The sequence below is a fragment of the Arthrobacter sp. SPT-J7 genome, assembly GCF_059089965.1.
In genome coordinates this window covers 1-549 of record NZ_JBNHFF010000544.1, presented here as the reverse complement: position 1 = coordinate 549, position 549 = coordinate 1, and the positions used below count along the sequence as shown (strand labels likewise).

Annotated in this window: 1 protein-coding gene; it reads right to left on the bottom strand. The window is 54.8% G+C overall.

The genetic code is table 11. The features are described from left to right. Positions 1 to 79: 79 nt before the first annotated feature. Positions 80 to 283 carry a cold-shock protein gene (locus AC5RWX_RS34165; RefSeq protein WP_011692441.1) on the bottom strand — a complete coding sequence of 68 codons (204 nt, stop codon included), beginning with the start codon at positions 281 to 283 and terminating at the stop codon, positions 80 to 82. Between the last annotated feature and the right edge of the window lie 266 nt (positions 284 to 549).

Genomic DNA, 549 nt, shown 5'->3' with positions numbered 1-549 from the left:
AATAACAATGGTCCCCGGCATAATTGCCGGGGACCATTGTTTCGCTGCCGGCCGGATTTACGCGGCCGGACGGCGGCGACTAGACCAGCGTCACGCCGGTTGCCTGGGGGCCCTTGGCGCCCTGACCGATTTCGAACTGAACACGCTGGTTCTCATCGAGGGTCTTGAAGCCACCGGTCTGGATCTCCGAGTAGTGCACGAATACATCACCATCGGAGTCATCCGGGGTAATGAAGCCGAAGCCCTTTTCAGCGTTGAACCACTTGACGGTTCCCTGTGCCATTTATTTCTCCTCATTGTGGAACTTGTTTAAGATCGGCACACCTCGTGCCGGCCTTGGTCACTCCGCGAGAAGAATCCTGGATTGCCCGTCTGGAAAAAGGACCGGCGCTGCAGGAGCTTCGCGCTCGCAACATGTCTTGCGAGCATGAAAAACACCTACACAAAGACTGAGATAAGAATTTCACGCTGCCCCGTGGAGGTCAACGGTTTAGGTGGAGAAACGGATAAATTTTGGGTAAAAATCGGCTGAATGACCTTGTCAGAGCC